The organism is Variovorax sp. YR266 (genome assembly GCF_900107295.1).
Classification (GTDB): Bacteria; Pseudomonadota; Gammaproteobacteria; order Burkholderiales; family Burkholderiaceae_C; genus Variovorax.
The window spans coordinates 1-23,697 of record NZ_FNPM01000016.1; the positions used below are offsets into that span (position 1 = coordinate 1).

A 23,697-nucleotide genomic window follows, 5' to 3' on the forward strand; every position below is an offset into this window, starting at 1 on the left:
GACGACGAAGCCGCGCGCCATGCCTTCCGCGTGGCCAGCGGGCTCGATTCGATGGTGCTCGGCGAAGCGCAGATCCTCGGCCAGATGAAAGACGCGGTGCGCGCAGCCGAGACGGCCGGCGCGCTCGGCAGCACGCTGAACCAGCTGTTCCAGCGCTCCTTTGCCGTCGCGAAAGAGGTCCGCACCGCCACCGAGATCGGCGCGCACTCCATCAGCATGGCCGCCGCGGCGGTCCGGCTGGCCGGGCAGCTCTTCGAAGATTTGCATCAAACGCGCGTACTGTTCGTCGGCGCGGGCGAAATGATCGACCTTGCGGCCACGCACTTCGCGGCCAAGGAGCCCAAGTCGATCGCCATTGCCAACCGCACGCTCGAACGCGGCGAGAAGCTGGCCTCGCGCTTCGGCGGCGAGGCGATGCGGCTGGCCGACCTTCCCTCGCGGCTCGCCGAGTTCGACATCGTGGTGAGCTGCACCGCGAGCACGCTGCCGATCATCGGCCTGGGCGCCGTCGAGCGTGCGCTCAAGGCACGCAAGCACCGCCCGATGTTCATGGTCGACCTGGCCGTGCCGCGCGACATCGAGCCCGAAGTGAAGGCGCTCGAGGATATTTATCTCTACACCGTCGACGACCTCGCCCAGGTCGTGCAACAGGGCCAGGCCAACCGCCAGGCCGCGGTGGCACAGGCCGAAGTGATCATCGATGCCGGCGTGCAGAGCTTCATGCACTGGCTGGGCCAGCGCGGCACCGTGCCGCTGATCCAGCAGCTCAACGCGCAGGCCGACGAGTGGCGCGCCGCCGAAATGGCCCGTGCGCGCAAGCTGCTGGCCAAGGGCGAATCGGTCGATGCGGTGCTCGAAGCGATGTCGCGCGGACTCACGCAGAAGATGATGCACGGCGCCATGGCCGAGTTGCACGCTGGCGATGCCGCCTCGCGCGAGCAGACGGCTCAGACGATCTCGCGCCTGTTCCTGCGCAAAGAGCGTTAGCGACGCTCGTCATCGCCTGGCCCGACCGGCCGCGATCTTCTTCATGCGCCCTGCCCTCGCTCGGCAGCACCCTCCCATTTTTTCGAGCCTCTTTCCCCCGTGAAATCCTTTCTGCGCCACCAACTCGAACGCTACGCCCAGCGCCTGGGCGAGCTCGACTTCCTGCTCTCGCGCGAAGACATCATGAGCGACATGGCGCAGTACCGCACCATCTCGCGCGAGCATGCCGAGGTCACGCAGATCGCCGGTCGCTACGAGCGCTACCGCCAGCGCGAGGCCGACATCGCAAGCGCCAAGGAGATGCTCGACGACCCCGACATGGCCGAGATGGCGAAGGAAGAAATCGCGGGAGCCGAAGCCGAACTGGTGCAGCTCGAAGAAGAACTGCAGCGCCTGCTGCTGCCCAAGGACCCCGACGACGCGCGCAATGCCTTCCTCGAAATCCGCGCGGGCACGGGCGGCGACGAATCGGCGCTGTTCGCGGGCGATCTGCTGCGCATGTACACGCGCTACTGCGAGCGTGCCGGCTGGCGCTGCGAGGTCGTGAGCGAAAGCGAGAGCGAACTCGGCGGCTACAAGGAAGTGGTGATCCGCATCGTGGGCGACGACGTGTTCGGCCACCTGCGCTTCGAATCGGGCGGCCACCGCGTGCAGCGCGTGCCGGCGACCGAGACGCAGGGCCGCATCCACACCAGCGCCTGCACGGTTGCCGTGCTGGCCGAGCCCGACGAGACCGTGGCCGTGCAGATCAACCCGGCCGACCTGCGTATCGACACCTACCGCGCGAGCGGCGCCGGCGGGCAGCACATCAACAAGACCGACTCGGCCGTGCGCATCACGCACATCCCGACCGGCATCGTGGCCGAATGCCAGGACGATCGCAGCCAGCACCGCAACAAGGCCAAGGCGCTGCAGGTGCTGTCGGCGCGCATCCAGGAGAAGGAGCGCAGCGAGCGCGCCGCCAAGGACGCGGCGATGCGCAAGGGGCTGATCGGCAGCGGCGACCGCTCGGACCGCATCCGCACCTACAACTTTCCACAGGGGCGCCTGACCGACCACCGCATCAACCTCACGCTCTACAAGCTGCTCGCCATCATGGAAGGCGACCTCGGCGACGTGCTCGACGCATTGCGCGCCGCACGCGAGGCCGAGCAGCTGGCCGAGCTCGAATCGAGCCTGCCGGCGTGATGACCACCACCGAGAACCCGTTGCCGTCGACCGTGGCGCAAGCGCTGACCGCCGCCGTCGCCCTGGGCATCGACCGGCTCGACGCCCAGCTGCTGCTGCTGCACGCGCTGGGCCGCGCACCGCACGACCGGGCCTGGCTGCTGGCGCACGACACCGATGCGATGCCCGATGCAGCGTGGTCCGCGCTGGCTGCGCAGTTGTCGCGGCGCCGGACGGGCGAACCGGTGGCCTACCTGCTGGGCGAGAAGGAATTCCACGGCCTCAACCTGCAGGTCGATGCCCGCGTGCTGGTGCCGCGCCCCGACACGGAAACGCTGGTCGAATGGACCCTGCAGTGCCTCGAAGGCCATGCCGCCCCGCGCGCGCTCGACCTCGGCACAGGCAGCGGCGCGATCGCGCTGGCCCTGCAACACGCCCGCCCCGATGCACAGGTCGACGCGGTCGATGCAAGCGCCGATGCGCTCACGGTCGCCCAGGCCAACGCCCGGCGCCTCGGCCTGCCCGTACGCTTCACCCAGGCGAATTGGCTCGACGGCGCCGGCAGCGGCTACACGGTCATCGCCAGCAATCCGCCGTACATCGCCGCCGGCGACCCGCATCTGCCAGCGCTGCGCCATGAGCCTTCTTCCGCGCTGGTCGCGGGCGCCGACGGGCTCGACGACATCCGCCAGATCGTGCAGAACGCCCCCACCCACCTCGCGGAAGGCGGCTGGCTGTTGCTCGAACACGGCCATGACCAGGCCGCCGCCGTGCGCCAACTGCTCGCCGCGCGCGGTTTCGCCGAAGTGCAAAGCCGCGACGACCTTGCCGGCATCCAGCGCTGCTCCGGCGGAATCTGGCGCACAGTGAAATAATCCCCCCAGCCTATTTTTTCAGGAGTCCCCATGTCCGACGCCCAGCAACGCATCGACGACCTCGTCAAGACCAACGACCTCGTGCTCTTCATGAAGGGCAATGCAAGCTTTCCGATGTGCGGCTTCTCTGGCCGCGCGATCCAGATCCTGAAGGCGGTCGGCGTCGACACGAAGACGCTCAAGACCGTCAACGTGCTCGAAGACGACGGCATCCGCCAGGGCATCAAGGAATACAGCAACTGGCCCACGATCCCTCAGCTCTATGTGAAGGGCGAGTTCATCGGCGGTTCGGACATCATGATGGAGATGTACGAATCGGGCGAGCTGCAGCAAGTGGTGAACGGCGCTGCCGCCTGAACCAACGAAGCCGGTCATGAGCCACGATCACGACGCGGATCACGGCCATTCGCATGAAGGCGATGACGGCGAAAGCGCCCCGGCCTGGAAGCACGACGGCGTGCGGGTGATCGGGGCCAACCAGCTCGACGTCAACACCGCACAGACGCCCGGCATGAACCGGGCGGCCGCCATCAACTTCGCCCGCGTGGGTGCACAGAAGCTCTGGGCCGGCACCGTGACCATCCATGCCGATGCCAAGACCGGCGCCCATCACCACGGGCACCTCGAATCGGTGATCTACGTCGTGCGCGGCCGGGCCCGCATGCGTTGGGGCGAGAAACTGGAATTCACTGCCGAGGCCGGGCCGGGCGACTTCATCTACGTGCCGCCCTTCGTGCCGCACCAGGAAATCAACGCCAGCGCGACCGAGACGCTCGAATGCGTGCTGTGCCGCAGCGATGGCGAAGCAGTGGCCGTGAACCTCGACATCGAGCCCGTGGAAAAACCCGAATCGGTGCTCTGGGTCGACCCGACTCACCCGCACGGCGGGGTCTGAACGTTTTTCCGGTGCCGAGTCATGGCACCATGGTGGCCGTCTTCGACGTGCCACCATGACCCTGACCCAAAGCCTGCTCATCATCGCGTTACTGATCGCGCTGAGCGCCTTCTTCTCCCTTGCCGAAATCACCTTGGCCGCCTCGCGCCGCCTGCGTTTGCGCCAGATGGCCGACGAAGGCGACCCTCGGGCAGAGAAGGTGCTGCGCGTGCAGGAGCAGCCCGGCCATTACTTCACCGTGGTGCAGATCGGGCTCAACGCGGTGGCGATCCTTGGCGGCGTCGTGGGCGAAGGCTCTCTCAGCCCTTACTTCGCAGTCTTCTTCGAGAAGTGGCTGAGCGTCGAGGCTTCGGCCAGCGCGGCCTTCCTGTGCTCGTTCATCATCATCATCGCGGTGTTCCTGGTGTTCGCCGACCTGTTCCCCAAGCGGCTGGGCATGAGCAACCCAGAGCAGTTGGCGGTACGCATGGTCGGGCCGATGCAGCTGCTGATCACCACCTTCAAGCCGCTGGTGTGGTTCTTCACGCGCTGCACCGACCTGCTGTTCAAGCTGCTCGGCATGCCGATGGTGCGCGACGACAAGATCACCTCGGCCGACATCCTCGCGATGACCGAGGCCGGCGCCCGGGCCGGCGTGCTCGCTGTGCGCGAGCAGCAGGTGATCGCCAACGTGTTCGAGCTGGAAACACGCCTGGTGAGCAGCGTGATGACCGCGCGCGACAGCATCGCCTGGTTCCTGCACGACGACCCCGAGTCGGTGCTGCGCGCGCGCATCGTGGCCGAGCCCTTCTCGGCGTATCCGGTGTGCGACGGCGACATTGACCACGTGCTGGGCTATGTGGACGCCAAGGACATGTTCCAGCGTGTGCTCAGCGGCCAGCCGCTGGCCTTCGACCAGGGCCTGCCGCTGCACAAGGCCCTGGTCATTCCGGACCGGCTGTCGCTGACCGAGGTGCTCGAGCAGTTCCAGCAGGCGCATGAAGACTTCGCGATCATCGTCAACGAATACAGCCTGGTGGTGGGCGTGATCACCCTCAACGACGTGATGAGCACGGTGATGGGCGACCTGGTGTCGATGCCCGACGAAGAGCAGATCGTGCAGCGCGACGAAAACTCGTGGCTCATCGACGGCATCACGCCCATTCAGGACGTGCAGCGCGCGCTGCACATCGACGAGCTGCCGCATGCCGAGGAATACGAAACGCTCGCGGGCTTCCTGATGGTGATGCTGCGTCGCGTGCCCAAGCGCACCGACAACGTGACCTGGGGCGGCTACACCTTCGAGGTGATGGACGTGGACAGCTACCGCATCGACCAGGTGATGGTCACGAAGGGCTCGGGCACCGCCAAGGCGCCGGCGAACTGACTGGACTGGCTGGCTTGCAGACTCAGGCCGCCGACCGGTCCTTGTCCTTTTCCTTCTCGCGTTCCTTGTCGTTGAACACCCAGAGCCGCTGGTTGGCGAACACCGCGTTCGGGTAAGGCGACTTGCCGCGGCTGCCGTTGTAGCGACCCAGCGTCATGTACAGGTCGCCGTTCTCGCGGTCGAGGTAGTGGCGCAGGATCACGCAGCCGAAGCGCAGGTTGGTCTGCATGTGGAAGAGCTTGGCCGAATCGCTGTCGCCGATCACGCGCGTCCAGAACGGCATGACCTGCATGTAGCCGCGCGCGCCGGCGCTCGACACCGCGAACTTGCGGAAATTGCTCTCGACCTGCACCAGCCCGAGCACCAGGCTCACCTCGAGCCCCGAGCGCTTGGCTTCGTACCAGGCGGTCTGCAGGAATTCGATGCGCGAGGGCGCGTCGGCGATCTTCTTCTTGAGGCGTTCGCTCATCTCGCCGAGCCAGCGCAGGTAGGCCAGGCGGGCTTCGGTGTTCGCGAACTGGGGCACCGGCGGCGCCTTGTTGTGGATGGCCGAGCTCAGTGCGGTGCGCACCGAGTCGATCAGCGGCTCCTCGATCTGCGCACCGGCCAGGGCGGTCTGCGGCAGCGACAGCATTGCGAGGGCGCCCGCCGTCACGGCGCCGCCCAGGCACTGGCGTCGCGAGAGGCCGCCCTCGAGGCTCATTTCGCGAGCTTGCCGGTGATGAAGTCGGCGATGCCGGCCGCAGGCACCTTGGTGGCTGCGGTGTCGCGCCGGCCCTGGTATTCGAGCTGACCTTCCTTGAGACCGCGATCCGAGATGACCACGCGGTGCGGCACGCCGATCAGTTCCCAGTCGGCGAACATCGCGCCGGGGCGCTCGCCGCGGTCGTCGAGCAGCACGTCGACGCCCTTGGCAAGCAGCTCTTCGTAGAGCGCTTCGGCCGCGACCTTGACCTCGGGGCTGCGGTCCATGCCGATGGGGCAGACCACCACCGTGAACGGAGCCAGCGCGTCGGGCCAGATGATGCCGCGCTCGTCGTGGTTCTGTTCGATGGCGGCGGCCGGCAGGCGGGTGATGCCGATGCCGTAGCAGCCCATTTCGAGGAACTGCGGCTTGCCGCCTTCGTCGAGGTAGGTTGCGTTCATGTCCTTGCTGTACTTGGTGCCCAGCACGAACACGTGGCCGACTTCGATGCCGCGGTCGATGGCCAGCACGCCCTTGCCGTCGGGCGAGGCGTCGCCCGCGACCACGTTGCGGATGTCGGCGATCAGGTCGGGCTCGGGCAGGTCGCGGCCCCAGTTGACGCCGGTCATGTGGAAGTCGACTTCGTTGGCGCCGGTGATCCAGTCGGCCATGACGGCAGCTTCGCGGTCGGCCACCAGCTTGACGGGCTTCTTGAGGTTCAGCGGACCGAGGTAGCCGGGCTTGCAGCCGAAGTGGTCCTCGATCTCGGCGAGGGTCGCAAAGCGGAAGCCCTGGTTCAGGCCGGGCAGCTTGCTGACCTTGATCTCGTTCATGTCATGGTCGCCGCGCAGCAGCAGCAGCCAGACCTGCGAGCCCTTCGGATTGCCGGCCTCATCGACGATGTCGGTGGCCAGCACCAGCGACTTGATGGTGGTCGAGAGCGGCACGCCGAGCAGCTCGGCCACGTCGGCGCAGGTGCTCTTGCCGGGGGTCGGAGTCTTCTGGAGCGCATTGGCGGCCGCGGGACGCGGGCCGGCCGGGGCCAGCGCCTCGGCCTTTTCCATGTTGGCGGCGTATTCGCTGTCGGGGCAGTAGACGATGGCATCTTCGCCGGTCGCGGCGATCACCTGGAACTCTTCGCTCAGGTCGCCGCCGATGGCGCCGCTGTCGGCCGCCACGGCGCGATAGCGCAAGCCGAAGCGGTCGAAGATGTTGCGGTATGCCTGCGCCATGGTCTGGTAGCTGGCCTTGGCCGCGTCGAGGTCGCGGTCGAAGCTGTAGGCGTCCTTCATGATGAATTCGCGCCCGCGCATCAGCCCGAAGCGCGGACGGCGCTCGTCGCGAAACTTGGTCTGGATCTGGTAGAAATTCTTCGGCAGCTGCTTGTAGCTGCGGATCTCCTGGCGCGCGATGTCGGTCACGACCTCTTCGCTGGTCGGCTGGATCACGTAGTCGCGGTCATGCCGGTCCTTGATGCGCAGCAGCTCGGGGCCCATCTTCTCGAAGCGGCCGGTCTCCTGCCAGAACTCGGCCGGCTGCACCACGGGCATCGTCATCTCGACGGCGCCAGCGCGGTTCATCTCCTCGCGCACGATGGCCTCGACCTTGCGGATCACGCGCAGCCCCATGGGCATGTAGGTGTAGATGCCCGTGCCGAGCTTCTTGATCATGCCGGCCCGCATCATGAGCCGGTGGCTCGCGACCTCTGCGTCAGCAGGCGCTTCCTTGAGAGTGGAGACAAAAAATCGGGAAGCTTTCATCGGGATCGGTGTGATGGATTCGCTGGATTCGAAAATGGGAAGTGGGGGACTGCTCCCCCGGAGAGACCCTGAGAGCCTGGCATCGGCAGCTTGCCGAGGGCAACCCGGCATGCATAATCGACTCAGTTCAAAAATTGGGGTTTGATTATGCTCGACCGGGACGGCTTCAGGCCCAACGTCGGCATCATCCTGCTCAACCAGAGAAACCAGGTTTTCTGGGGCAAACGCATACGCACGCATTCCTGGCAGTTTCCGCAAGGCGGCATCGACCGCGGCGAAAGTCCCGAGCAAGCCATGTTCCGGGAACTGCACGAGGAAGTGGGGCTCCACCCGGAGCACGTGCGCATCGTGGCCCGTACCCGCGACTGGTTGCGCTACGAGGTGCCGGATCGGTTCATCCGCCGTGACGCACGGGGCCACTACAAGGGCCAGAAACAAATCTGGTATTTGCTGCAACTCGTCGGCCACGACTGGGATCTCAACCTTCGTGCCACCGACCATCCCGAATTCGATGCTTGGCGCTGGCACGACTACTGGGTGCCGCTCGACGTGGTCGTCGAGTTCAAGCGCGGCGTCTACGAGATGGCGCTCACCGAGCTTGCTCGCTACCTGCCAAGGCAGGATTTCCGCAACCGCTTCCTGCGCAGCAACGTGCGCGCCCGAGAATTCGAGCGCCATTCGCCAGACGCCGGGGCGCCTCCCGGACTGGACCTGCCGCCCGGCGGCAGTTTCGATCCGCATCCCGACATTCCTTCTGCGAGCGATGAACCTCCTGTCCACAACAACAAAGCGCCGTTCCTTCCGACGCAACGCTGAGCGCGCCCTTCTTCTGATCTGCTTCGGCGTCCTCGCGGGCTGCGCCTCGGGCCAGCACGACACCGACAACCCCGACTGGGCGCAGGCCGGCAGCCCGCCGCCGCCGAAGCGGTCCGAAACGGACAAGGAATGGGAAGAAACGGTAACGCCGCCGCCGCCGGCCTTCAGCGAAAGCCGTCTGCTGCCGATCGAGATGCCGCCTTACATGAGCCTGAAGTTCGGCGTCGACCCGAACACGATCGCAATCACTGGCGACGGGATCGTGCGTTACGTGGTGGTGGCACACAACCGCAACGGCGGTGCCGTCAACGCCTTCTACGAGGGCGTGCGCTGCTCTACGGCGGAAATGAAGAGCTATGCGCGCTACAACAACGGCGCCTGGCAGGACGTCGCAAAGCCGGAGTGGAAACGCCTGAACGACCTGAACTCCAGCTACACCCGGGCGCTGTCGACCCAGGCCCTGTGTCGCGGCAATGCGCCGCGCGCCTCGATCGGGGAAATGGTGCAGAACATGCGCAACCCGGTGCGGGAAGTGCAGTAATCCAAACAACAACGGGGCCTTGCGCCCCGTTGTTGTCTGGATCATCAGCTGGGCATCAGCACCATGTTGTCGCGGTGGACCATCTCGGGTTCCGCAACATAGCCCAGCAGGCGCTCGAATTCGCTTGAGGGCTTGCGGCACAGCAGGCGCGCCTCCACGCTCGAATAGTTGGCAAGGCCCCGGGCCAGCTCGACGCCGTCGACGTCGCGCACCGCGATCACGTCGCCGCGCGAGAACTCGCCTGAAACGCTGGTCATGCCGATCGGCAGCAGGCTCTTGCCCTCGGCTCGCACCTTCGCAGCCGCGCCTGCATCGACGACAACGGCACCGCGCAATTGCAGGTGGTCGGCCATCCAGCGCTTGCGGGCCTGGTGCTTGGCAGTCTGCGCCACCAGCAGCGTGCCGATGGACTCGCCCCGCGCCAGGCGCAGCAGGGCATCGGCCTCACGACCCCAGGCGATGACGGTGGAGGCGCCAGAGCCCGCGGCGCGCTTGGCCGCGAGGATCTTGGTGATCATGCCGCCCTTGCCGATGCTCGACCCCGCCCCACCCGCCATCGCTTCGAGCGCCGGATCGCCCGCGGCGGCTTCGTGCACGAACTTGGCTTCCGGGTCCTTGCGCGGATCGGCCGTGTACAGGCCCTTCTGGTCCGTGAGGATGACCAGCGCATCGGCCTCGACGAGGTTGGCCACGAGCGCGCCGAGCGTGTCGTTGTCGCCGAACTTGATCTCGTCGTTGACGACCGTGTCGTTCTCGTTGATGACCGGCACCACACCCAGCTTGAGCAGCGTGACCAGTGTCGAGCGGGCATTGAGGTAGCGCTCGCGATCGGCCAGGTCGGCGTGGGTCAGCAGCACCTGCGCACTGCCGATTTCGTTTTCGCGCAGCTTGGTTTCGTACATCTGGGCCAGGCCCATCTGCCCGACGGCCGCGGCCGCCTGAAGCTCGTTGATTTCGTGCGGCCGGGTGCGCCAGCCGAGGCGCTTCATGCCTTCAGCGATGGCCCCGCTCGACACCATCACGACCTCACGCCCTTCGCGCACCAGCGCAGCCAGTTGCCGACACCACTCGCCGATGGCGGCCTCGTCGAGACCGCGCCCCTCGTTGGTCACGAGGCTGGAACCCACCTTGACGACGATACGGCGGGCATCCCGCAAGGCAGTGGATCCGGAGTTCGAGGTCATTTTCGGGTTGTAACGGTCTTGAATGCTGCGTGGGTTGCTGTCTGTCTATCTATCTGTTGGCAGGGCCGCGGGGGATGCGGCAACGCCGCTCAGGCGCCCTCGGAAGGCAACGGCGTGAAGCGCGGATCGACGACGACCGGCGCGTGCTCGGCCACCTGCTGCGCCTTGACCTGCTGATAAACAGCCTGCACCAGGTGTTCGCAGCCTTCGCGGGTGAGTGCCGAGATTTCGAATACGGGGCCCTTGAAACGCAGGCGCTTCACGACGTCCTTGACGCGCGCCGCGCGTTCTTCGGTCGGTACCATGTCGAGCTTGTTGAGCACGAGCCAGCGCGGCTTTTCGTAGAGCGCGGCGTCGTACTTCTTGAGCTCGCCGACGATGGCCTTGGCCTGAGCGACGGGGTCGATGTTGTCGTCGAACGGTGCCATGTCGATCACATGCAGCAGCAGACGCGTGCGTTGCAGGTGACGCAGGAAGAGATGGCCGAGGCCCGCACCTTCGGATGCGCCTTCGATCAGACCGGGAAGGTCGGCCACCACGAAGCTCTGCTCCGGGCCGACGCGCACCACGCCGAGGTTCGGGTGCAACGTAGTGAAGGGGTAGTCGGCGATGCGCGGGCGGGCATTGGAAATGGCGCTGATCAGCGTCGACTTGCCGGCATTCGGCATGCCGAGCAGGCCAACGTCGGCCAGCACCTTCAGCTCCAGCTTGACGCTGCGCTTTTCACCGGGCCAGCCGGGCGTCTTCTGACGCGGCGCGCGGTTGATGGCGCTCTTGAAGCGCATGTTGCCGAAGCCGCCGTCGCCCCCCTTGGCAATGGTGATGACTTCGCCCTCTTTCAACAGCTCGAACAGCACCTCGCCGGTTTCGGCGTCGGAGATGATCGTGCCGACCGGCATCTTGAGCGTGATGTCGTCGCCCGCGGCGCCGAACATGTCGGAGCCCATGCCATGCTCGCCGCGCTTTGCCTCGTGGCGGCGGGAGTAGCGGAAATCGACCAGCGTATTGAGGTTCGAGTCGGCAACCGCGAACACGTGGCCGCCACGGCCGCCGTCGCCGCCGTTGGGGCCGCCGAATTCCTTGTACTTCTCATGACGGAACGACACGCAGCCGTTGCCGCCATCGCCGGCGGCGATGTCGATGAAGGCTTCGTCGACGAACTTCATGGGATGTCCAGTTTACAAATGAAGAAGCCCCGGCAATGCGGGGCCTCGGGCAGGTCGAAGTGACTCGAGGCTTACGCCGCGGGGGTCACGTTGACCGTGTGCTTGTTGAGTGCACCCTTGGTACCGAACGACACGTGGCCGTCGACCAGGGCAAACAGCGTGTGGTCCTTGCCCACGCCGACATTCACGCCGGGGTGGAACTGGGTGCCGCGCTGGCGCACGATGATCGAGCCTGCGCTGATCAGTTCGCCGCCGAAAGCCTTCACGCCGAGCATCTTGGGCTTGGAATCGCGCCCGTTTCGCGTTGAGCCGCCGCCTTTTTTCTGTGCCATGGAATCTGCTCCTTAGCCGGCGATCGCGCCGATTTGCAGTTCGGTGAACTGCTGGCGATGGCCTTGACGTTTCTGATAGTGCTTGCGACGGCGCATCTTGAAGATGTGGACCTTGTCGTGCTTGCCGTGCGACAGTACCGTGACTGTCACCGTTGCGCCGGACACCAGGGGCGTGCCAACCTTGATTTCAGCGCCGTTTCCGACGGCCAGAACCTGGTCGATCACGATTTCCTGGCCTACGTCCGCAGCAATCTGTTCTACTTTAATTTTCTCGCCGGAAGCAACGCGATACTGCTTGCCACCGGTTTTTATGACCGCGTACATGTAAACCTCTTAGAAATGAGTCCCCGCAGCGAATTCCGCAGAGCCCAAGATTATAGCGCGGTTTGTGGTTGCTAACCACTTTCGGCCCAGCGCAATCCCGGCAAACCGCCGCGGCTCCCTATAATTTGCGCCTTCCGGCCCTTCCTCCGCCTGGGTCGCCATCATCCTCAGCAGCGCTCCGCGCCTCCGCTTTGCCAGTTCCCGCCGCCGACACCTCCCCCACCGCCACCGTGCTGGACCTGATTGCCGGCGACATGGTCGAAGTCGACCGTGTGATAGCCCGCCGCCTCGACACGGGCGTGCCGCTGGTCAGCCAGGTTTCCAGGTACATCATTTCCGCTGGCGGCAAACGCCTGCGGCCGGCACTCCTGTTGCTGATGTCGGGCGCGCTGGGTTACACCGGCGAGCAGCGCTTCAATCTGGCCGCCGTTGTGGAATTCATTCATACGGCCACCCTGCTGCATGACGACGTGGTCGACGAATCGACCCTGCGGCGCGGCCGGGCGACCGCCAACGAATCGTTCGGCAACCCGGCCAGCGTGCTGGTCGGCGACTTTCTCTACTCGCGCGCATTCCAGATGATGTTGGATGCCAACAACATGCGCGTCATGCAGATCCTGGCCGAAGCCACCAACGTGATCGCCGAAGGCGAGGTACTCCAGCTGATGAACATGCACGACGCATCGCTGGACGAGGCGGCATATCTGCGCGTGATCCGCTCGAAGACCGCGAAGCTCTTCGAGGCCAGCACCCGCCTCGCGGCCGTGCTGGCAGGCGCCACACCCGAAGTGGAAGAAGCCTGCGCAACCTACGGACAGGCACTCGGCACCGCCTTCCAGGTGATCGACGACGTGCTGGACTACGCGGGCGACGCCAATGAGACAGGAAAGAATGTCGGCGACGACCTGCGCGAAGGCAAGACCACGCTCCCGCTCATCTTCGCAATGCAGCGAGGCACCTCGGCTCAGAGCGACCTGGTGCGCGCCGCCATCGAGGCGGGCGACACCGCCCAGTTGGGCAAGGTCGTCGAGATCGTTCGCGAAACTGGAGCCCTGGATGCCTCCCGCGCGGCCGCCGCCGCCGAAGCACAACGCGCAATTCATGCGCTGAACGGCTTCCCGTCCAATTCGCACGCTTCAGGTTTGCTACAATTGGCGGCTCAGTTGCTTGAGCGACGTGCCTGAACACCTCTCCTGAGTTGGCATCTAGGACGATTTCTTTTTTCTTGCAACCATCGGGGTGTAGCTTAGCCTGGTAGAGCGCTACGTTCGGGACGTAGAGGCCGGAGGTTCGAATCCTCTCACCCCGACCAGCCTTTGGCTGGCATAAATAAATGGCCATGCCTGTTGCTGTGTAGCGATTTACAGCACTGGGCTGTTCAGCGATGATCGTGAAGCACTTTTTCACATCTTTTTCATTCGCTGAATGGCCGCTGCCGAACTTCCAGTTAAAGAATCCTCGCAGATTGCCCTCCCCGGGCTCGCGCGCGCCCTGGTGTCGGCCGGCAAGCTTCCTGCCAGGGCCGCCGAAGACATCTATCAGAAGTCCCTGAGTGGTCGCACCAGCTTCATCGCGGAGCTGACCGGCTCCGGCGCCGTCTCGGCCGCCGATCTCGCCCACACCCTTTCCACCGCCTTCGGCGCGCCGCTGCTCGATCTCGACGCCATCGATCCCCAGCGCCTGCCGAAGGATCTGCTCGACGCAAAGCTGTGTCACGCGTACCGCATCGTTGTCCTCAGCAAACGCAACAACCGTCTGATTGTTGCAACAGCCGACCCCTCGGACCAGCAGGCGGCGGAGAAGATCAAGTTCGCCTCCCAGATGGGTGTCGACTGGGTCATCGCGGAATACGACAAGCTGTCCCGAATGATCGAAGCGGCTGCAGTGACGGCAGCGGAGACCATCAACAGCATCGTAGGCAGCGAGTTCGAGTTCGACGATGTCTCGGCCGACACCTCAGGCGACAGCAACGAGCAGGCGATCGCCGAAGTCGAGGACGCACCGGTCGTGCGCTTCCTTCACAAGATGCTGCTCGACGCCGTCGGCATGCGGGCCTCGGACATTCACTTCGAGCCCTACGAGCACCACTACCGCGTGCGCTTTCGGGTCGACGGCGAACTGCGCGAGATCGCCAGCCCGCCCACAGTCATCAAGGACAAGCTGGCATCGCGCATCAAGGTCATTTCCCGGCTCGACATCTCCGAGAAGCGCGTGCCGCAGGACGGCCGCATGAAGCTCAAGATCGGGCCCGACCGCGTGATCGACTTTCGCGTGAGCACGCTGCCCACGCTGTTCGGCGAGAAGATCGTCGTTCGTATTCTCGACCCGAGCAGCGCGCGTCTGGGCATCGATGCCCTGGGCTACGACGCGGATGAAAAGGCGCGGCTCCTGCATGCCATCGGCCGCCCCTACGGGATGGTGCTCGTCACCGGCCCCACGGGCTCGGGCAAGACGGTGTCGCTCTACACCTGCCTGAACCTGCTGAACCAGCCGGGCGTCAATATCGCGACGGCGGAAGACCCGTCGGAAATCAACCTGCCCGGCGTCAACCAGGTCAACGTCAACGAACGGGCCGGCCTGACCTTCGCGGCCGCGTTGCGCGCCTTCCTGCGCCAGGATCCCGACATCATCATGGTCGGCGAAATCCGCGACCTCGAAACCGCCGACATCTCGATCAAGGCCGCGCAAACGGGCCACCTGGTGCTCTCCACGCTGCACACCAATGACGCGCCGACCACGCTCACGCGGATGCGCAACATGGGCATCGCGCCGTTCAACATCGCATCCAGCGTGATCCTGATCACGGCACAGCGCCTCGCGCGGCGGCTGTGTACCGTCTGCCGCGTGCCGGCCGACGTCCCGCGCGAAGCGCTACTCGACGCAGGGTTCAGGGAGGAAGATCTGGACGGCACCTGGAAGCCCTACCGCCCCGTCGGCTGCTCCGCTTGCAGCGGCGGCTACAAGGGCCGCGTGGGCATCTACCAGGTGATGCCGATCACCGAGGCCATCCAGGAAATCATCCTGCGGGACGGCAGCGCGCTCGACATCGCACAGCAGTCCGAGGCAGAGGGCGTACGCTCGCTGCGCCAGTCGGGTCTGCGCAAAGTGATGCAAGGTCTCACTTCTCTGGAAGAAGTCGTGGCCTGCACCAACGAATAACGAACACACTGAAAACCGGAGATCGAATGGCAACAGTGGCATCCACCCGCTCACGTGATGGGCTCAAGGAGTTTGTCTTCGAATGGGAAGGCAAAGATCGCAACGGCAAGATGGTGCGCGGCGAACTTCGCGCCGCCGGTGAAAACCAGGTGCAGGCCGCACTGCGTCGCCAGGGCGTGCTCGCGTCCAAGATCAAGAAGCGCCGCATGCGCTCCGGCAAGGCGATCAAGCCCAAGGACATCGCCATCTTCACGCGCCAGCTGGCGACCATGATGAAGGCCGGCGTGCCCTTGATGCAGTCCTTCGACATCGTCGGGCGCGGCAATGCGAACGCGAGCGTGGCCAAGCTGCTCAACGACATCCGCAGCGATGTGGAAACCGGTACCTCGCTGTCGGCCGCCTTCCGCAAGTTCCCGAAGTACTTCGACAACCTCTACTGCAACCTGGTGGAGGCCGGCGAAGCAGCCGGTATTCTCGAAGAACTGCTGGACCGGTTGGCCACCTACATGGAAAAGACCGAGGCGATCAAGTCCAAGATCAAGTCGGCCCTGATGTACCCCACTTCCGTGGTTGTCGTGGCATTCGTGGTGGTGGCCATCATCATGATCTTCGTGATTCCGGCATTCAAGCAGGTGTTTACTTCGTTCGGGGCCGATCTGCCTGCACCAACGCTGTTCGTGATGGCGATGAGCGAGTTCTTCGTCTCGTACTGGTGGCTGATCTTCGGCGGCATCGGCGGCGGGCTTTACTTCTTCATGCAGGCCTGGAAGCGCAATGAGCGCTTTCAAAGAGTCATGGACCGGGCACTGCTGAAGGTGCCGATTTTCGGCACGCTGATCGAAAAATCCTGCGTGGCGCGCTGGACCCGTACGCTGGCAACCATGTTCGCCGCTGGCGTGCCGCTGGTCGAAGCCCTCGACTCGGTGGGCGGGGCCTCTGGCAATACCGTCTACGGCGACGCCACGACGAAGATCCAGCAGGAGGTCTCCACGGGCACCAGCCTCACCACGGCCATGACCAACGCCAACCTGTTCCCGTCCATGGTGATCCAGATGACCGCCATCGGCGAGGAATCCGGCTCCATCGACCACATGCTGGGCAAGGCCGCCGACTTCTACGAATCCGAAGTGGACGACATGGTCGCGGGCCTCTCCAGCCTGATGGAACCCATCATCATCGTGTTTCTGGGCACCATCATCGGCGGCATCGTGGTGTCGATGTACCTGCCCATCTTCAAGCTCGGCCAGGTCGTTTGATGCTTGTTTCGCGGGAGTTCGACACCGCTTTCGCCGGTGTGCTGGGGCTATTGATCGGCAGTTTCATGAATGTCGTCATCTACCGCACGCCGGTGATGATGTACCGCGACTGGCTCGCCGACGCGGTCGCCAATCTCATGCCGTCGAAGGACGCGCCCTCGCTGTGGTCGCTGGCCTTCGGTCCGAAGGTCGCGCCCCCTGCGGAGCTGGAAGCGGCAGCCGACAAGGCGGCCGCCGTCATCGAGGCACAGCCTCCTTTCGACCTGACCCGTCCAGCGTCGCGCTGCGGAACGTGCGGGCACAAGATTCGCTGGTACGAGAACATCCCCGTGCTGAGCTATGTCGTGCTGCGCGGGCGCTGTTCGTCGTGCAAGACCCCGATCAGCCCGCGCTACCCGCTGGTCGAGCTGGTCACGGGCGCCCTGTTCGCCCTCTGCGCCTGGCGTTTTGGCATCACGCCGGCCGGAGCGCTGTGGGCCGCATTCGGCGCCCTGCTGATCTGCCAGTTCCTGATCGATTTCGACACCCAGTTCCTGCCTGACTCGCTCAACTACCCCCTGCTCTGGCTTGGCCTGATCGGCGCGGCCATGGGCTGGACCGGCGTGCCACTGAGCTCGGCGGTCTGGGGCGCCGTGTTCGGCTACCTGAGCCTCTGGCTTGTGTACCATGGCTTTCGCCTGGTTACGGGCAAGGAAGGCATGGGCTATGGAGACTTCAAACTGCTCGCCGCGCTGGGCGCCTGGCTCGGCGCCGACTACCTCATCGCGATCATCCTCGTCTCCTCGCTGGTGGGCGCGGTGATCGGCGTGACGCTGCGCATCGCCGGCAAGCTGGCGCACAGGGACATCCCCATCGCCTTCGGCCCCTTCCTGGCCGGAGCGGGCCTCGTCTGCCTGGTGGCGGGCCCGGAAGTCGTGAGGCAATGGATTCCGTTCGCCTTCCCCCTTGGCGCACTGATCCATTGACACACCGCATGGTGCGGCGCATCGGTCTGACGGGCGGCATCGGCAGCGGCAAGAGCACCGTCGCCGGGCTGCTGGTGGCCCAGGGGGCGGTACTGGTGGACACCGACGCCATCGCGCGCGCCATCGCACTCCCAGGCGGCATCGCCATGCCGGCCCTCGAGGCCGCCTTCGGCCCCAGGGTCATCGCCCCGGACGGAGGCCTGGACAGGGCCGCCATGCGACAGATCGTGTTCGCGGATGCGGGAGCCAAGGCTCGCCTCGAATCCATCCTCCACCCCTTGATCGGCGCCGAAACCCAGAGCCAGGCCGCAGCAGCGGGCGAGGATGCGGTCGTCGTGTTCGATGTTCCCCTGCTCGTCGAATCCGGCCGCTGGCGCGCCATCGTCGACAGGGTGCTGGTGGTCGACGCCACCGAGGAAACGCAGCTCAAGCGCGTCGTCGCACGCTCTGGTTGGGCGCCGGAAGCGGTCAAGGCGGTGATCGCCCAGCAGGCCACGCGCCAGGCGCGCCGGGCGGCCGCCGACGCCGTCATTTTCAACGAGTCGCTGACGCTCGAGGAACTCGCTCAGCAGGTACGGGGTCTCTGGGAACGGTGGGTTCGGCCGGGCACGCGATAATTTGGGGTTGACGCCGCGACGGCTACACGACGATCACGTCAAACGGCGCACGCCTCAGCGCCCCTCACGATGCTTTTCAATTCGTACCCTTTCATCTTTGTTTTCTTCCCGCTGGTCCTGATCGGCTTCTTCCTGATCGGTGCGCGCAGCCCCCGGTCGGCGGCGGGTTTCCTGGCACTGGCCTCGCTCTTCTTCTACGGGTGGTGGAGCGTCAAGGCACTGCCCTTGCTGCTGGGGTCGATCTGCATCAACTACTGGTTCGGATTGCGGCTCACGCCCTCGCCCGGCCGGGAAGACAAGCACCGCAAGGCCCTGCTGATCATCGCGCTGGTGGTCAACCTCGGGGTGCTGGCCGTCTTCAAGTACGCCAACTTCTTCCTGGAAAACATCGATGCCGGCCTGGCCGCCGCGGGCTTCGCGCAGATCGATCTGGTGCACATCGTGCTGCCGATCGGCATCTCGTTCTACACCTTCACGCAGATCGCCTTCCTGGTCGACTGCTGGCAGGGCAAGGTGCGGGAGCGCAGCTTCGTGCACTACGCGCTGTTCGTCACCTACTTCCCGCACCTGATCGCGGGCCCGGTGCTGCATCACGCGCAGATGATGCCGCAGTTCAACAACCCGGCCACCTACCGGTTCAACGCCAACAACATGGCGCTCGGACTGGGCATCTTCGTCTTCGGCCTGGCCAAGAAGATGCTGATCGCCGACCCGCTGGGGCAGTACGCCGACATGATGTTCAAGGGCGTGCACGAAGGCGTGCTGCCCTCGCTGTACACGGCCTGGTTCGGGGTGCTGGCTTACACGCTGCAGATCTACTTCGACTTCTCCGGCTACTCGGACATGGCGGTCGGCCTGTCTCTGTGCGTGGGCGTGCAGCTGCCGCTCAATTTCAGGTCGCCTTACAAGTCGACCAACATGATCGAGTTCTGGCGCCGCTGGCATATTTCGCTGTCGACTTTCCTGCGCGACTACCTCTACGTGCCGCTCGGAGGCAACCGCAAGGGGCCGGCCCGGCGCTACATCAACCTTTTCCTGACGATGCTGCTGGGCGGCCTGTGGCACGGCGCCGCCTGGACCTTCGTCATCTGGGGCGCACTGCACGGCGCCTACCTGATGGTCAACCACTTCTGGAACGCCAAGGTGCGCCGCGGCAACACGAAGACCACGTGGTACGGCCGCGCGGTCGGCTGGTTCATCACATTCCTGTGCGTGATGATTGCCTGGGTGGTGTTCCGGGCCGACAGCATGACGGCCGCCGTCGAGATCTACAAGGGCATGCTGGGCATGCACGGCGCTCCCGTGTCGGCCTTCAGCGAGTTCCGCGTGCCGTTCCGCAAGCCCGAGTTCTTCCAGACCATCCTCATCGGCCTGGTGATCTGCCTGGCGCTGCCGCCCACCATCACGCTCGATCGCTGGATCCCGAACGTCGCGGGGCTGGCCGGCCGCCCCCGCCTCCAGCGCCTGGCCACCTGGGTCACGGGCCTGGGCTGCATCTATCTTTTTGGCCTGTGCGTGTCGAAGTTCGGCAACTACAGCCCGTTCCTCTATTTCCAGTTCTGACATGGAAGACACGAAATCGGCCAGGACCTGGCTACGCATCTTTGCAGCGGGCTATCTGGTGTGCTGCGCGCTGCTGGTCGCCAGCCTCTTCACCCCCATTCCCTACGGCGACCTGACCCGCATCGGACGCATCTCGGAACGCGAGTTCGGCTGGCACGTGCCGCCACCACCTATCCCCGATGCGGACATCAAGACGTGGCCAATCCAGGAGTCCGACATCCTGGTGATCGGCGACAGCTTCTCCGTGCGCTACGCCTGGCAATCGGCGCTCGTGGGCGCCGGCTACAAGGTCACCACGACGCACTGGGACAACCTCGGCGGCACCCTGTGCGACGACTTCTCTGGTTGGCTCGATAAATCCGGCTTCAAGGGCAAAGTGGTCATCGTCGAGAGCATCGAGCGCCTGCTGCAGGACCGTATCGAGAAGTCCGAGAGCTGCAAGACGATGAAGCACGCCTTCAAGCCCACGCCGCCGCCCTTCGAGAACCCGGCCAAGCCCGCCCCCGGCTTCCAGCTCAACTGGGATGCCCAGTTGCTCAGCGGCTGGTTCACATACCAAAACACGAAGGCCATCATGGCCTCCGACAGCTGGACCAACACGCCCGATCGCTGGGGCCCGCTGATCGACGCTCGCGCAGTGCCCGACGGCTGCAAGCAGTTCAGCCACCGCGCCTGCGACAAGCTGCTCATGACCGCCGAAGACCGCGTCAACGCGGCGCTGACGGCCGAGTCCGCGCAGTTCATGAAGCGCTTCGAAAGCACCGCTGCGCCTTACAAGGTGGTGTGGATGGTGGTCCCCAACAAGAGCACCGTGTATTTGCAACAAAACCATGCCGATGCGTTCCGGGCCGAATTCAACCCGCAAAATATCGGACCGGACCTGTTCGCGCTGGCAGAAGAGAACCGCTTCAAGATGATGGATCTTTTCCCCGCCAACGAGACCCACGTCTCGACCCGGGGTTACATTCTTTTCGGGCAGCGTATGCTGGAGGCTGTGCGCCAGGTGATGCCCACCCCGGTTGCCAAATCACAATGAGCTCGAACCCGACGTGAAAAAACGATACGCGTGATCCTCTACGAGTACCCCTTCAACGAGCGCATCCGCACGTACCTGCGGCTGGAGCACCTGTTTCGCCGCCTCGGTGAGTTGGTGCCCGCCGAATCGCCTCTGTCCCACCACTACGCCCTTGTCACGATCTTCGAGATCATGGACGTCGCCGCGCGCGCCGACCTCAAGGCCGACGTGCTGCGCGACCTGGACAAGCACAAGAACGTCTTCAACAGCTACCGGGGCAATCCGGCCATTGCCGAGGCCGTGCTCGACCAGGTCGTCGGCCAGCTCGAAGGCAACTTCGCCACCCTCAACAGCGTGGCCGGCAAGGCCGGGCAGGCGCTGACGGAGAACGAGTGGCTCATGAGCATCCGCAGCCGCGCCGGCATTCCGGGCGGCACCTGCGAGTTCGACCTGCCCGCCTACTACGCCTGGCAGCACCGCCCCGCCGCCAGCCGCCGCGCCGATCTCGAACGCTGGTCGAACACCCTCTCGCCGCTGGCCTCGTCGATCTACCTGCTGCTCAAGCTGCTGCGCGATGCCGACGTGCCCTACAAGGTGATCGCCACCAACGGCCAGTTCCAGCAGAACCTGCCGCAAGGCCGCAGCTTCCAGCTGCTGCGCCTGCGCATCGACCCCAAGCTCGGCTTGATCCCTGAAATCAGCGGCAACCGCCTCATGGTCTCGGTGCGCCTGATGCGCCATGACGCGGACGACCGCCTCCACCAAAGCTCGGACGACGCGCCTTTCGAGCTGACCCTCTGCGCATGACGACGCGGTTGAACAGCAAGGGCGAACGGATCGTCCGCTGCCCCACGTGCGGCGGCGACAGCATCTACGCGCCGAGCAACGCCTACAGGCCCTTCTGCAGCGCGCGCTGCAAGGGTGTCGACCTGGGTGCCTGGGCCAGCGAAGAATTCCGCATGCCGGCCGAAGCGCCGCCTGACGACGAGCCTTTCGGCGACCCCAAGATTCAGTAAGCAGCCGGGCAGCCGCGGGGCTGGCTACTTGCCGCCCGCGTCTTCGTCGAGCAAGGCAGGGTCGATGTAGGTCGCGAAGCTGCGCGCGTACCGGGGCCGCAAGTGCCCGATGTCCTTGTAGGCCGGCGAACCGTCGTCCGGCATGCTGCGAATGCACAGGCCATCGGCACACAGGCTGGCAAACGGCTCGATGACCTTCGCGCCATTGGCCTCGGCCACCTGCTTCAGCCGCGCATTGAACTGCGCCTGGTCTTGCGGCATCGGCGCCTTGAGCTGCCCGGTGGCCGCCGTCATGCCACCCAGCCGGCTACCTTGGATCTGCTTGAGCGGATCGAAATCCATGCCGACCGGATTGCCGAGCACCAGATAGACCGTCTTGTGCGCCGACAGGCGCTTCAGCGTCTCGCCCAGCGACTTCAGCGACAGGTCGACGCCGTCCCCGCCGAGGAACGGGTGCACGGCCTTCTTGTCGTCGACGAAGTAGTTCACCGTGGGCCCGGCCCCCGTGAAGTAGCAGCTCCAGCACGCCCCAAGCACGACCGAATCGATCTCCGGCTTGAGCGCCAGGTCGAGCACTGCCGCGCGCCGCTCTTCGCACGCCGTGTCGGCGCCGCTGAACAGGCCCGGCACTGGCGGGCACGAGCCCTTGGTCGCGAAGTACACCGTGCGGGCCTTGCCAGGCTGCGTGCGCACCATTTCGAGCGCGCGCGGCGCGTATTGCTCGACGTGGCTGTCGCCGATCAGCAGCACGTTGTGCTTGCCGCTGCCGGTGCGGTAGACGAACTGCCCGCCCAGCGCAGCCTCTTCGAAGCCGTTGTAGTAGTTGTCTTCACGCGTCGCATCCGCCACGGCCTGCAGGGCCTGGCTGTCGTTGCGCGGCGGCGGCGTGCCCAGGAAAACCAGCACCCCGGCCAGCGCCAGCGCAGCGCCGCTGCCCGCCAACCCGCGCAGCATCGTCTGCGAGAGATGAAGCTTGACGAAGCGCTCGAGGAAACGATACGTGGCCCAGGCCAGCACGACCGATGCCACCACCAGCGCGATGCGCACCTGCAGCGAAGGCTCTCCGCCCACCACGATGCGCGCATACGAAAGCAGCGGCCAGTGCCAGAGGTAGAGCGGGTAGCTGATCAAGCCGATCCACACCATGACGCGGTTCGACAGCAGATACCGGTTGAGCACGCCGTTCGGCCCGGCCGCGATGCAGCTCACCGCCCCCAGCACCGGCAGCAGCGCCCACCAGCCCGGAAACGCCTTCGTGCTGCGCGTCATGAAGAGGCCGAGCACGAGCAGGCCCACGCCGACGACGGACTGCACATGCTTCGTCCACGCACGCGGCTGGGTCGAACCGCTGGCAGCCTGCAGCCGCATCGCCGCCAGCAACCCGCCGGCCATCAGTTCCCAGGCGCGAGACAGCGGCGAATAGAACGCCGCTGCGCGATGCGGCTGCACCGTCAGCACATTGACCAGGAACGAGATCGCGGCCACCACCAGCGTCACGCGCAAGATGGGCCAGCGCTTGCGCCAGGCCAGCCCGAGCATCAGCGGCCAGAAGATGTAGAACTGCTCCTCGATCCCCAGCGACCACAGGTGCAGCAGCGGCTTGGTCTCTGCCGTGGCGTCGAAGTACCCGGCTTCGCCCAGGAAGACGAGGTTGGCAAAGAAGGCGGCCCCACCCGTGGTCTGCTTGCCGAGCTGCGAGAACTCGCCCGGCAGCAGCACGTACCAGCCGAAGGCCAGCGTCGCGAGCAGCACGAGCACCAGCGCCGGAAAGATGCGCCGGATGCGCCGCGCATAAAAGTCGCGGTAGCTGAAATCGCCCGCCGCCAGGCTCTGCAGAAGAATGGTCGTGATCAGGAAGCCCGAGATCACGAAGAAGATGTCGACCCCGATGAAGCCGCCCGGCAGCAGGCTCGGAAAGGCGTGATACGCCAGCACCGAGCCCACCGCAATGGCGCGCAGGCCGTCGATGTCCGGGCGGTACTTGGGATGCATCGTTCGCTCAGCCTCG

General features: G+C 65.3%; 24 protein-coding genes and 1 tRNA gene. 18 read left to right on the forward strand and 7 right to left on the reverse strand.

Going from position 1 to position 23,697, the window contains the following annotated elements:
- From hemA to BLW48_RS29725, 6 genes are all read left to right on the forward strand, one after another.
- Positions 1 to 987 (forward strand): glutamyl-tRNA reductase (hemA, locus tag BLW48_RS29700; RefSeq protein ID WP_093179175.1); only part of this gene is annotated, 987 nt, incomplete at its 5' end.
- Between the two features lie 99 nt (positions 988 to 1,086).
- Entirely contained in the window at positions 1,087 to 2,175 is a 1,089-nt protein-coding gene (gene prfA / locus BLW48_RS29705; protein ID WP_093179176.1) for a peptide chain release factor 1, read from the forward strand.
- Positions 2,175 to 3,029 carry a peptide chain release factor N(5)-glutamine methyltransferase gene (gene prmC / locus BLW48_RS29710; RefSeq protein ID WP_093179178.1) on the forward strand — a complete coding sequence of 285 codons (855 nt, stop codon included), beginning with the start codon at positions 2,175 to 2,177 and terminating at the stop codon, positions 3,027 to 3,029. The genes prfA and prmC overlap by 1 nt, the downstream gene beginning before the upstream one ends.
- A 30-nt stretch (positions 3,030 to 3,059) precedes the next feature.
- Positions 3,060 to 3,386, forward strand: coding sequence for a Grx4 family monothiol glutaredoxin (gene grxD / locus BLW48_RS29715; RefSeq protein ID WP_093057456.1), 327 nt, complete (start codon positions 3,060 to 3,062; stop codon positions 3,384 to 3,386).
- Positions 3,387 to 3,402: 16 nt separating this feature from the next.
- Positions 3,403 to 3,924 (forward strand): cupin domain-containing protein, encoded by a 522-nt coding sequence (locus BLW48_RS29720; protein ID WP_093179179.1) that lies wholly within the window; start codon positions 3,403 to 3,405, stop codon positions 3,922 to 3,924.
- A 55-nt stretch (positions 3,925 to 3,979) separates the two neighbouring features.
- Positions 3,980 to 5,290 carry a polyamine export protein PaeA gene (locus BLW48_RS29725; protein WP_093057454.1) on the forward strand — a complete coding sequence of 437 codons (1,311 nt, stop codon included), beginning with the start codon at positions 3,980 to 3,982 and terminating at the stop codon, positions 5,288 to 5,290.
- 22 nt (positions 5,291 to 5,312) lie between these two features.
- On the opposite strand, the gene BLW48_RS29730 is transcribed toward BLW48_RS29725, so the two are convergent.
- Together BLW48_RS29730 and BLW48_RS29735 are read right to left on the reverse strand one after the other, a co-directional pair.
- Positions 5,313 to 5,993, reverse strand: a complete 681-nt coding sequence (locus BLW48_RS29730) for a lytic transglycosylase domain-containing protein (RefSeq protein WP_093057453.1) — start codon at positions 5,991 to 5,993, stop codon at positions 5,313 to 5,315.
- Positions 5,990 to 7,735 (reverse strand): proline--tRNA ligase, encoded by a 1,746-nt coding sequence (locus BLW48_RS29735; protein ID WP_093179181.1) that lies wholly within the window; start codon positions 7,733 to 7,735, stop codon positions 5,990 to 5,992. Before BLW48_RS29735 ends, BLW48_RS29730 begins: the two co-directional genes overlap by 4 nt.
- Before the next feature lie 147 nt (positions 7,736 to 7,882).
- Here BLW48_RS29735 and BLW48_RS29740 point away from each other — a divergent pair, with 147 nt between their 5' ends.
- A complete protein-coding gene (locus BLW48_RS29740; RefSeq protein ID WP_093057451.1) occupies positions 7,883 to 8,551 on the forward strand; it encodes an RNA pyrophosphohydrolase in 669 nt (222 codons plus the stop codon).
- Positions 8,499 to 9,092, forward strand: coding sequence for a CNP1-like family protein (locus tag BLW48_RS29745; RefSeq protein ID WP_177142457.1), 594 nt, complete (start codon positions 8,499 to 8,501; stop codon positions 9,090 to 9,092). Before BLW48_RS29740 ends, BLW48_RS29745 begins: the two co-directional genes overlap by 53 nt.
- Positions 9,093 to 9,136: 44 nt before the next feature.
- Here the strand turns inward: BLW48_RS29745 and proB are convergent, their stop codons facing one another.
- The 4 genes from proB to rplU form a co-directional block, all read right to left on the reverse strand.
- A complete protein-coding gene (gene proB / locus BLW48_RS29750) occupies positions 9,137 to 10,276 on the reverse strand; it encodes a glutamate 5-kinase (protein WP_093057450.1) in 1,140 nt (379 codons plus the stop codon).
- 89 nt (positions 10,277 to 10,365) lie between these two features.
- Positions 10,366 to 11,442: an Obg family GTPase CgtA gene (gene cgtA / locus BLW48_RS29755; RefSeq protein ID WP_093057449.1), complete on the reverse strand. Its 1,077-nt coding sequence runs from the start codon at positions 11,440 to 11,442 to the stop codon at positions 10,366 to 10,368.
- 71 nt (positions 11,443 to 11,513) lie between these two features.
- A complete protein-coding gene (rpmA, locus tag BLW48_RS29760; RefSeq protein ID WP_093057448.1) occupies positions 11,514 to 11,774 on the reverse strand; it encodes a 50S ribosomal protein L27 in 261 nt (86 codons plus the stop codon).
- Between the two features lie 12 nt (positions 11,775 to 11,786).
- Complete coding sequence (rplU, locus tag BLW48_RS29765) at positions 11,787 to 12,098, reverse strand: 50S ribosomal protein L21 (protein WP_007833243.1); 312 nt, start codon at positions 12,096 to 12,098, stop codon at positions 11,787 to 11,789.
- 191 nt (positions 12,099 to 12,289) lie between these two features.
- Between rplU and BLW48_RS29770 the strand changes: the two genes are divergently transcribed.
- The 10 genes from BLW48_RS29770 to BLW48_RS29815 all read left to right on the forward strand — a co-directional run bounded on the left by BLW48_RS29770 (position 12,290) and on the right by BLW48_RS29815 (position 21,689).
- Positions 12,290 to 13,282 (forward strand): polyprenyl synthetase family protein, encoded by a 993-nt coding sequence (locus tag BLW48_RS29770; protein ID WP_093057447.1) that lies wholly within the window; start codon positions 12,290 to 12,292, stop codon positions 13,280 to 13,282.
- A gap of 51 nt (positions 13,283 to 13,333) precedes the next feature.
- Positions 13,334 to 13,410, forward strand: a tRNA-Pro gene (locus BLW48_RS29775).
- Between the two features lie 113 nt (positions 13,411 to 13,523).
- Entirely contained in the window at positions 13,524 to 15,257 is a 1,734-nt protein-coding gene (pilB, locus tag BLW48_RS29780) for a type IV-A pilus assembly ATPase PilB (RefSeq protein WP_093179183.1), read from the forward strand.
- 26 nt (positions 15,258 to 15,283) lie between these two features.
- Complete coding sequence (locus BLW48_RS29785) at positions 15,284 to 16,513, forward strand: type II secretion system F family protein (RefSeq protein ID WP_093179184.1); 1,230 nt, start codon at positions 15,284 to 15,286, stop codon at positions 16,511 to 16,513.
- Entirely contained in the window at positions 16,513 to 17,478 is a 966-nt protein-coding gene (locus BLW48_RS29790; RefSeq protein WP_093179186.1) for a prepilin peptidase, read from the forward strand. Before BLW48_RS29785 ends, BLW48_RS29790 begins: the two co-directional genes overlap by 1 nt.
- A gap of 8 nt (positions 17,479 to 17,486) precedes the next feature.
- Entirely contained in the window at positions 17,487 to 18,095 is a 609-nt protein-coding gene (gene coaE / locus BLW48_RS29795; RefSeq protein ID WP_177142458.1) for a dephospho-CoA kinase, read from the forward strand.
- Between the two features lie 69 nt (positions 18,096 to 18,164).
- Positions 18,165 to 19,658, forward strand: a complete 1,494-nt coding sequence (locus BLW48_RS29800) for an MBOAT family O-acyltransferase (protein ID WP_093179187.1) — start codon at positions 18,165 to 18,167, stop codon at positions 19,656 to 19,658.
- 1 nt (position 19,659) lies between these two features.
- On the forward strand, positions 19,660 to 20,694 hold the full coding sequence (locus BLW48_RS29805; RefSeq protein WP_093179189.1) for an alginate O-acetyltransferase AlgX-related protein: 1,035 nt from the start codon (positions 19,660 to 19,662) through the stop codon (positions 20,692 to 20,694).
- 30 nt (positions 20,695 to 20,724) lie between these two features.
- Positions 20,725 to 21,480, forward strand: a complete 756-nt coding sequence (gene zapD / locus BLW48_RS29810; protein WP_093057441.1) for a cell division protein ZapD — start codon at positions 20,725 to 20,727, stop codon at positions 21,478 to 21,480.
- Entirely contained in the window at positions 21,477 to 21,689 is a 213-nt protein-coding gene (locus BLW48_RS29815) for a DNA gyrase inhibitor YacG (protein WP_007833230.1), read from the forward strand. The genes zapD and BLW48_RS29815 overlap by 4 nt, the downstream gene beginning before the upstream one ends.
- A 24-nt stretch (positions 21,690 to 21,713) precedes the next feature.
- Here the strand turns inward: BLW48_RS29815 and BLW48_RS29820 are convergent, their stop codons facing one another.
- The gene (locus BLW48_RS29820) at positions 21,714 to 23,681 is read right to left on the reverse strand and encodes an acyltransferase family protein (RefSeq protein WP_093179190.1); all 1,968 of its coding nucleotides are present in this window, start codon (positions 23,679 to 23,681) and stop codon (positions 21,714 to 21,716) included.
- Positions 23,682 to 23,697: the final 16 nt, after the last annotated feature.